The organism is Sphingopyxis sp. (assembly GCF_016463645.1).
In the GTDB taxonomy this organism is placed as follows: Bacteria; Pseudomonadota; Alphaproteobacteria; order Sphingomonadales; family Sphingomonadaceae; genus Sphingopyxis.
The window spans coordinates 1-8,931 of the sequence record NZ_JAEMQX010000137.1; the positions used below are offsets into that span (position 1 = coordinate 1).

General features: G+C 65.4%; 6 protein-coding genes and 2 pseudogenes. 2 read left to right on the forward strand and 6 right to left on the reverse strand.

From position 1 onward, the window contains the following. The 6 genes and pseudogenes from JHC57_RS19025 to hisS all read right to left on the reverse strand — a co-directional run. Positions 1–981: pseudogene (locus tag JHC57_RS19025) on the reverse strand (hypothetical protein); the annotation flags it as partial. A gap of 10 nt (positions 982–991) precedes the next feature. Then, the gene (locus tag JHC57_RS19030; RefSeq protein ID WP_294032062.1) at positions 992–2,377 is read right to left on the reverse strand and encodes a DUF4139 domain-containing protein; all 1,386 of its coding nucleotides are present in this window, start codon (positions 2,375–2,377) and stop codon (positions 992–994) included. Positions 2,378–2,453: 76 nt separating this feature from the next. Beyond that, positions 2,454–3,269 carry a DUF4167 domain-containing protein gene (locus tag JHC57_RS19035; protein ID WP_294032068.1) on the reverse strand — a complete coding sequence of 272 codons (816 nt, stop codon included), beginning with the start codon at positions 3,267–3,269 and terminating at the stop codon, positions 2,454–2,456. Between the two features lie 255 nt (positions 3,270–3,524). Beyond that, on the reverse strand, positions 3,525–4,340 hold the full coding sequence (prmC, locus tag JHC57_RS19040) for a peptide chain release factor N(5)-glutamine methyltransferase (RefSeq protein WP_294032070.1): 816 nt from the start codon (positions 4,338–4,340) through the stop codon (positions 3,525–3,527). Position 4,341: 1 nt separating this feature from the next. Further along, a complete protein-coding gene (prfA, locus tag JHC57_RS19045) occupies positions 4,342–5,409 on the reverse strand; it encodes a peptide chain release factor 1 (protein ID WP_294032064.1) in 1,068 nt (355 codons plus the stop codon). Next, a complete protein-coding gene (gene hisS / locus JHC57_RS19050) occupies positions 5,406–6,725 on the reverse strand; it encodes a histidine--tRNA ligase (RefSeq protein ID WP_294032065.1) in 1,320 nt (439 codons plus the stop codon). Before hisS ends, prfA begins: the two co-directional genes overlap by 4 nt. A gap of 95 nt (positions 6,726–6,820) precedes the next feature. Between hisS and JHC57_RS19055 the strand changes: the two genes are divergently transcribed. Both JHC57_RS19055 and JHC57_RS19060 read left to right on the forward strand, forming a co-directional pair. Further along, positions 6,821–8,755, forward strand: a complete 1,935-nt coding sequence (locus JHC57_RS19055; RefSeq protein WP_294032067.1) for a peptidase M61 — start codon at positions 6,821–6,823, stop codon at positions 8,753–8,755. A gap of 39 nt (positions 8,756–8,794) precedes the next feature. Continuing rightward, a pseudogene (locus JHC57_RS19060) lies at positions 8,795–8,931 on the forward strand (inorganic pyrophosphatase); the annotation flags it as partial.

Here is an 8,931-nt window from a genome sequence, read left to right on the forward strand (position 1 = left end):
GGGCGGCGGAGGCGGAGGTGCCAACGCCATCGCGCGCCGGTCGCGACGACTCGCGGTGACGATCACCTCGGCAGCGGCAGCTTCGTCATATTGCTGCTCGAACTCGATGATCGGCGGCAGCTCCCACAGCGGATGCGTGCTCGTGATATCCATCGGCCAGCACTTGAGCACCAGCGCGCCCGGCGTGCTGCGCGGCAGCGGCGGGCTGTACATCTTGTTGAGACGGCCCGCGATCACGTTGAGTTGCGCGCCCGGGAAGCTCGTCACCCCGCCGTTCGCGACGGTCACCCATCCGGTCAGCCCCAGCGTCTTTCCGTCGGTGCCGCGGTCGGCGACATAATTGGCGGCCCAGTCGAACCCTTCGGCCAGATAGAGAAGCTGCACCTTCACCGTCCGCGCCGTCTTGCTTTCGACGAGAATCGACAACGTCGGTTTCGCTGACAGATCCTTGGGCACGCGGGGATAGAGCATCCGTTCGGGAAGCCCCGAACAGGCGAGCGCCTCGAAGCCCGTCGCGGTCTGGAGAATCACGCCGCCGTTGGGCCCCGACCGGATCACGGCTTCCTGTTCGACGACCTTGCCGGTCGCGAGGCTGGTCCGCCGCACGGTGACGCTGCGCTTGAGATAGGCATCGACGAGCCCCGCGGGCGAGAGCAGCCGCGCGTCGCGGTTCTTTTCGATGACGCCATCGGGCAGACCGCTGACCACCGCGGTTTCGGGGAGAAGCCCCTCGGCTACCCCCTCGAATTGCAGCACCGAGGTGCCGGCCGGCAGGGTAATGGTGCGCGTTTCGGTAATGAAGGCGAACCCTTGCGGCCAGTTCGGATCGATCGGCCCGCTGCCGCGCGTCGGCGCGCGATAGACGGTGACCGCGCTATCGTCGATCTTCGCCGAAACGACCACCGATGCGGCGGGCTGCGCGAGCGCGATCCCCGGCGTCAGCAGCGCCGCCGTCCATGCCAGCAGGGGCCAGGCCCGCATCGCCGGCTTCTCAGTAACGCGAATCGAATGTGACGGTCAGGTCGACCTTGCCATTGGCGGGCACCGGCACCTGCCATTCCATGCGGTCGGCGGAGATGCGTTCGCCCTTCAGGCTTTCGTCGCTGATCCGCACGTCGCCATAGAGCCCGTCCTGCGCGAGCTGCACGATGACCGGCGCGGGGCGCGCGTTGCTGACAGTATATTTCATCTTCGTCACCCAGCGCGAATCGCCCTTGCGCGTGCGCGAGACGACGGTCGGCTGGACCTTCACGTCGAAAGCGTCGCCGGTGCGCAGCGACATCGCCGATCCCATCGGCGTGTGGTCGATGCGATTCTCGCCGATGAACTGCGGATCGCCGCGCGCGTCGCGCATATAGACGCGGATCGTGCCCGCCGGGAGCTGGTCGCCGAGTCCGCCCTGCCGCGCGGTCGAGAAACGCAGCACGCTCGCGGTGCTGACCGGATCGTTGCTGCTGCCGAGCCAGCGATTGACATATTCATAGGTCGATTTCGCGGGCGCGCCCTTCACGTCGAGGAAGCTCACCTGTTTCTGCTGCGCGTTGGCGATCGTCGTCCGCTCGGCCAGCGGATAGAGATAATAGTCGCCGAGCCGCTCGCGATCATTCGATTCGGTGCCGGCCGAATCCATCGCGCCGCTCATCTGGCGAAAGCCGCCACCGCCGCCCGGGCTGCCCGCGACGAGAAGGGTGCGTGCATTGCTGAAGGTCGTCCCGGTGCTGTTGGTCAGCGTGACCCAGCCCTGGATATCCATCGCGCCCTTCGCCGCGTCGAACAGCGCGACATAGTCGGCGGTCCAGCCGAGGTTCGGCGTCAGATAGGAGAGCCGCGCCGGAACGGTGCCCGCGCTCGCGGCATCGACCGTGACCGACAGCGTCGGCCGCGCGCGAAGATTGGGCGGCAGCCGGTCGAACACCGCGCGCGCCGGCAGTCCGTCGTCGCGCAGCACCTCGATCCGCTCGCCGATCTGGAGCACGATGCCGCCGTTCGCGGCGAGCACCTTCGCGCGCTCGGTCCGCTCGGCGCCCGTCGCGGGGTTGGTGCGGACGAGCGTGATCGACTGGCCAACCGCCTTGTCCATCAGCTTGTCGGGGGTGAGCAGGTCGAAATCGAAATTCTGTTCGACGATCCCGATGCCGGGGCCCGACAGCGTCACCGTTTCGGGACGGATGCGCGCCGACACGTCGGGGAATTCGATGCGGTTGCGCCCGGCGGCGACGCTGAGCCGGCGGTCGTCCTGCACCAGCGACTGGCCGTTGTTGTAGATGGTGACCGCGACATCGCCCTGCGCATTCGCCGGTGCGCCATCCTGCGCGAGCGCCGGAAGCGCCGATCCCCCGACGGCCAGCGGCAGACAGGCCAGTGCCAAGACGCGCATAAAAAACCTCCCCGCGGTTTGTCCCGCGGGGAGGCTATGTCATGCGAATCGGAAAAACCAGTGAGAAATCGCTGGCTTATTCGGCCGCTTCGACCCCGGTATCGCGCGGAGCCAGCGTCTTGCGCGTGCGGCGCGGCTTGGGCGCAGGCGCCGCTTCGGCGGCGTCGCCGCTTTCGTCGGCACTGCGTTCGGTCCGGCCGATCGCCGGCGGCAGCACGGCGGTATCGATGCCCGCGCTATCGTTATCGGATTCGGTCGCGCGCGTGCGGCGCGGGCCGCGGCGGCGCGCGGGTGCCGGCGCCGCTTCCTCGGCGGCTTCGGCTTCGCCGGCATCGACCTCGGCTTCGTCGCTCTTCGCCTTGCCCGCGCGATCCTCGTCGCGTTCGCGGCGGCTGCGGTCGTTGCGATCGCCGCGGTCGCGCTGCTGGCGGTTGCCGCGATTGTCGTCGTCGTCGCGGCGGTCGCGCTCGCGCCCTTCGCGGCCGCCGTTGTCGCGGTCTTCGCCGCGCTCGCTCTCGACATCGTTTTCGAAGCCGCTGTCGTCATGGCCGTCGAAATCCTCGACGCCGCGAATCTCGCGACTGCGATCATGGCTGCGTTCCTGACCGCTCGCCGCGGCCTTTTCTTCCTGCCGGGCGCGGAAGTCGCTCACGACGCGGAAATAATGGTCGGCGAACTGCAGATAATATTCGGTCTGGACCCGGTCGCCCGCAAGCTGCGCATCGCGCGCGAGGTTGCGGTATTTCTCGATCATCTGGGCGCCGTTGCCGCGCGCCCGGCTGTCGATGCGGTTGGCCTGGTCGACGCCACCGCGACCGCCCGACTGCGAGCGGTTGTTGTTGTTGCTGTTGTTGTTGCGGCCGCGACGGCGACCGCTCTGGCGGTTGTTCATGTTCAACTGAGACATCCTGTCGATAAGCTAATAAGCTATGCCAACCCCTTTTGGCCGATCGCGCCAACTGCGCGTCGCGCCCGCGCATCCAAGCGCGGTTCTTGCCCTTTACCGCTTGCGCCGGACCGTCGGTCCTGCACCAGCATCGTAAGTGGGAAGCAGACCAGCCGGACCGATCAAGGTACCCGTGCCGGGTCTGTAAGCCGCCCCTACCGCGCTTTGCGGCGGAAACCAAGAAAATTCTTGTATGGCCTGTCAGGCGCGGGTCAGCAAAAGCGCCCTGTCGCGACCGCCGAGATCCTGTCGGCAGGCGACCTTGAATCCCGCGGTTTCGGCGAGCTCACGAACAGAGATATGTTGCGTATGCCCGATTTCAAGGATCGCGATGCCGTCAGGCGCCAATATCCGCGGCAAATCGGGGATGATCCGGCGATAATCGTCGAGCCCGTCGGCGCCGGCGAACAGCGCGCCCGCGGGCTCGTGGCCAGCGACATCGGGCATCAATTCCTCGCTGTCGGCGATGTAAGGCGGGTTGCAGAGGATAAGGTCGAACAACTCGTCCACCTGATCGGCCCAATGGCCCAACATCAGATGCACCCGGTTATTCAATCCCAGCGTCAGCGCATTTTCATTGGCATAATCGAGCGCGATGTCGCTGGCATCCACGCCGAGGCCGCTCGACGCGGGCCATTCGCTGAGTGCCGCGTAGAGTAGCGTGCCGGGTCCGGTTCCGAGATCGAGAATGCGCTTCGGTCCAGCCGCGCCGAAATATTGGACCGCCGCTTCGATCAGGGTCTCGCTGTCGGGACGCGGGATCAGCACGCCCGGGCCGACCCCGATCCGCACCGTCCAGAAATCGCGATAGCCGAGGATATAGGCAATCGGCTCATGGTGCATGCGGTGTGCGACGAACGCGTCGAAGTCCGTCGGCACGGCATAGCGCGCCGGATCGAGCAGCAGCGCCTGCCGTTCGACCCCCAGCGCATGCGCCATCAGCAATTCGGCATCGAGCCGCGGCGTGTCGGATACCGCCGCCAGCCGCGCCGCCGCCTCGCGCAGCGCGGCGCCGATCTCACTCACCCAGCCCCGCCAGCCGCTGCGCCTGATCCTCGGCGATCAGCGCGTCGATCAGCTCGTCCATCGCGCCCTCGATGATTTCGGGCAGGCGGTGAAGCGTCAGGTTGATGCGGTGGTCGGTCACGCGCCCTTGCGGGAAATTATAGGTGCGGATGCGTTCGGACCGGTCGCCCGATCCGACCATCGACTTGCGCGCCGATGCCTCGGCGCTGTGGATCTTCTCGCGTTCGAGGTCATAAAGCCGCGCGCGCAGCACCTGCATCGCCTTGGCCCTGTTCTTGTGCTGACTGCGCTGGTCCTGCTGGATCACGACGAGCCCGCTCGGGATATGCGTGATGCGGATCGCCGAATCGGTCGTGTTGACATGCTGCCCGCCCGCTCCGCTCGCGCGATAGATATCGATCTTGAGGTCGCTGTCGTTGATCGCGACGTCGACCTCCTCGGCTTCCGGCAGCACCGCGACGGTCGCGGCGCTGGTGTGGATGCGCCCCTGGCTTTCGGTTGCGGGGACGCGCTGGACGCGGTGGACGCCGCTCTCGAATTTCAGCTTCGCGAACACGCCCTGCCCCGTCACCGACGCGACGACTTCCTTGTAGCCGCCGACCTCGGTCTCGTTCGCCGAGATGACCTCGACCTTCCACCCCTGCGTATCGGCGAAGCGGCTGTACATGCGCAGCAGATCGCCCGCGAACAGCGCCGCCTCATCGCCGCCGGTCCCGGCGCGGATTTCGAGCATCGCGGCGCGTTCGTCGGCGACATCCTTGGGGAGCAATTTGATCGCAAGATCATGCTCGGCGGCGGGCAGCGCTTGCTCGATCGCGGCGATTTCCTCGGCCGCCATCGCCTTCATCTCGGGATCGGCGAGCATTTCGTTCAGCGAGGTCAGTTCACCGCGCAGCCGTGTGACTTCGGCGGCGGCTTTCGCAACGGGTTCGAGCTCGGCAAACTCCTTCGACGCCGCGACAAAATCGGCAGGCGCCATATCGCCCGTCGCCATGCGCGCCTGCAATGCCGCGTGACGTTCGATAATGGCGTCGATCTGCTTGGAGGAAACGGAGGTCATTTTCTGACGCTGAGAGTGATCAGCCGCGTTTCCTCATCGTCATCGACAATAAATCCTTCGCGGAGCAAATCTAGCAAGCGTTTCCGAAGGGGCAAACCGTCAACAAGATTTCTCAGTCGCAGAGTTCCAATATCTGTGCTGGGATAGCCAGCATCGACGTTTAGAACCTTCCAAGCACCAGATTTCTTCGCGCGTTCGAAGCGCCTCTTTTCATTTCCCGTGTAGGCCATGTCAGCTTTAATTTTGCCACGGCGCATTAGGGCCAGAATTTCGATGCAAAGTGGTGTTGAATCTTCGTTTTGAGGAATCACGACAACCTCGGGAACCTCTTGTCGCAGATCACCATCGAGCAGCATAGCCAGCCGCTCGATCCCCGCCGCCCAGCCGACCGCGGGGGTTGGCGGCCCGCCGAGATTCTCGATCAGCCCGTCGTAGCGTCCGCCGCCGAGCACCGTGCCCTGCGCGCCGAGCCGGTCGGTGACGAATTCGAACGCGGTGTGGCGGTAATAGTCGAGCCCGCGCACGAGCCGCGCGTTGCGCTCCCACGCCACCCCCGTGGCGTCGAGCCCCGCGGTCACCGCGCCGAAGAAATCCTGCGCCTCGCCGGTGAGGAACGCATCGATGTCGGGCGCGCTATCGGCGATCGGGCGGTCCTTCGGATCCTTGCTGTCGAGAATACGGAGCGGATTCTTGTCGAGCCGCGCGAGGCTGTCTTCGCTGAGTTCACTACGGTGCGCTTCGAAATGCTCGACGAGCGCCGCGCGCCAGGCGTCGCGGCTCGCCGCATCGCCGAGCGTGTTGAGCGTCAGCGTCACGCCCTCGGCGATCCCCAGCTCTTTCAAAAGCTGATCCGCGAAAACCAGCAATTCGGCATCGGCGAGCGGACTGTCGCTGCCGAGCACCTCGGCGTCGAGCTGGTGAAATTGGCGATAGCGTCCCTTCTGCGGCCGCTCGTAACGGAACAGCGGACCATGCGTCGCAACCTTGAGCGGCGCGAACTGCTGCCAGCCGTTGGTGACATAGGCGCGCGCGATCCCCGCAGTGAATTCGGGGCGCAAGGTAATCGATTCGCCGCCGCGATCCTCGAACGAATACATTTCCTTCGAGACGACGTCGGTCGTCTCGCCAAGGCTGCGCGCGAACACCGCGGTCGGTTCGATCACCGGCACCTCGATGCGCTTATAGCCATAAAGGCGGCGCACGCGCTCGAACGCCTCGACCACATAAGCGAAACGGTCGGCGAAATCACCGAGCATGTCCTGGGTACCGCGCACAGCCTGCGGCGTCGGGATTTTCGCGCTCTTGTCCTTGCTCATGGCCGCGGCGTCTAATGGTTTTTCGTCGAAAGGCAAAGTGCGCTTGCAGAGCCATCGCTGGACCTCGCCGACATTTGGCGGCAGAGGTACTCCCCATGAAAAAAGCACTGTTCGTCGCAGCGGCCGTCATCGTCGCACCCGCCCCCTTTTTCCCCGCCATCGCCCAGGACGGCAACAGCCGCCCCCAGCCGGTCGTCCAGCCGCTGACGAGACCGCGGCCCGCCGACAGGCCCTGGCCCGGGACGATGCAACTCAGGGTCGATGCGACCGACTTTGCACGCGGCATCTTTCACGTCCGCCAGACGATCCCCGTCGCGAAGTCGGGAAAGCTGACGCTGCTCTATCCCGAATGGCTGCCCGGCAAGCATGCGCCGCGCGGCGCGATCGCCGAAATGGCGGGTTTCAAGCCGAGCGCGGGCGGCAAGCCGCTGAGCTGGACGCGCCAGCCGACCGACGTCTACGCCTTTGACATCGATGTACCGGCGGGGGTGAAGAGCATCGAGGTGACCTTCGATTTCCTCTCGCCGACGCGGACGAGCGAAGGCCGCGTCGTCGTCACCCCGGCGATGATGAACCTGCAATGGGAACAGGTCAGCCTCTACCCCGCCGGCTATTTCACCCGGAATATTCCCGTGCAGCTCGAGGTGACGCTGCCCGAAGGCTGGACCGGCGCCGCGGCGCTCGACGGACTCAAGGTGACGGGCAACCGCTACAGTTTCGCGCCGACCAGTTACGAGGTACTCGTCGACAGCCCGATGTTCGCGGGCAAATATTTCCGCAAATGGGATCTGGGCAACAGGGTGACGCTGAACGTCGTCGCCGACGAGGCGAAATATCTGGAGGCGAGCCCCGATCATATCGCGCGCCATGCCGCGCTCGTTTCTGAAGCCGTCGCGCTGTTCGGCGTCCGCCATTTCGATCGCTATGAATTCCTGCTCGCGCTCAGCGACGAGCTGGGCGGGATCGGGCTCGAACATCATCGCTCGAGCGAGAACAGCCGCAATCCCGACTATTTCACCAAATGGAACGACAACGACAGCGAGCGCGGGTTGCTCCCGCACGAGCTGACGCACAGCTGGAACGGCAAATACCGCCGGCCGGACAAGCTTTGGACACCCGACTATCGCACGCCGATGCAGGGCAATCTGCTCTGGGTCTATGAAGGGCAGACGAGCTTCTGGGACCTCGTCCTCGCCGGCCGGTCGGGGATGCAGTCGAAGGACATGATCCTCGCCGAATGGGCGACCAATGCTGCCAATTACAGCGTCCAGCCGGGGCGCGAGTGGCGCTCGGTCGAGGACACGACGCTCGACCCGGTCATCGCGGCGCGCAAGCCCAGGCCCTTTGCGAGCTGGTCGCGGAGCGAGGATTATTACAACGAGGGATCGCTGATGTGGCTCGACGCCGACATGCTGATCCGCCAGGCCACGAACAACGGCAAGAGCCTCGACGATTTCGCCCGCGCCTTCTTCGGCGGACGCGAGGGCGACTGGGGACAGGACACCTATGATTTCGACGACGTCGTCGCGGCGCTGAATGCCGTCCATCCGCATGACTGGGCGAGTTTCCTGCGCGATCGGATGCAGGCGAGCGGACAGCCCGCACCGGTCGGCGGAATCGAGCGCGCGGGATACCGGCTCGTCTGGCGCGACGCACCGAACGTCTATGATCGCGACCGCATGGCGCAGGCGAAAAATGCCGACCTCACCCATTCGCTGGGCATGACCATCGACAAGGACGGCGTCGCTACCGGCATCTTCTGGAACGGCCCCGCCTTCAGGGCCGACATCGTCAACGGGACGAAGATCGTCGCGGTGGACGGGCTCAGCTACAGCCGCGAGCGGATCGAGGCGGCGGTCCGCGCCGCGACCGACGGCAAGACGCCGGTGCGCCTGCTCGTCGAACGCGGCGGACGTTATCGCAATATCGAGATCGACTATCACGGCGGGCTGCGCTGGCCGCATCTCGAAAAAACGGGGAGTGGCCCCGACTGGTTCGATCAGCTATTGGCGCCGCGCCGCCGGCTGTAAAAGATTCGGCGGAGAACAGAATAAGGACTGACTTCTCCCATGCGCATCGACCTGATTCCCGCCGGCGACAATCCGCCCGACAGCCTCAACGTCCTGATCGAAGTACCGATCGGCGGCGAGCCGGTGAAATATGAATTCGACAAGGCATCGGGCGCGCTGTTCGTCGACCGCTTCCT

What these genes read in the sequence shown, in the direction of transcription:
- JHC57_RS19030 (WP_294032062.1), bottom strand. Translation starts at nt 2,377, where the DNA reads ATGCGCGTCTTGGCACTGGCCTGTCTGCCGCTGGCCGTCGGGGGATCG.
- JHC57_RS19035 (WP_294032068.1), bottom strand. Translation starts at nt 3,269, where the DNA reads ATGAACAACCGCCAGAGCGGTCGCCGTCGCGGCCGCAACAACAACAGC.
- prfA (WP_294032064.1), bottom strand. Translation starts at nt 5,409, where the DNA reads ATGACCTCCGTTTCCTCCAAGCAGATCGACGCCATTATCGAACGTCAC.
- hisS (WP_294032065.1), bottom strand. Translation starts at nt 6,725, where the DNA reads ATGAGCAAGGACAAGAGCGCGAAAATCCCGACGCCGCAGGCTGTGCGC.
- JHC57_RS19055 (WP_294032067.1), top strand. Translation starts at nt 6,821, where the DNA reads ATGAAAAAAGCACTGTTCGTCGCAGCGGCCGTCATCGTCGCACCCGCC.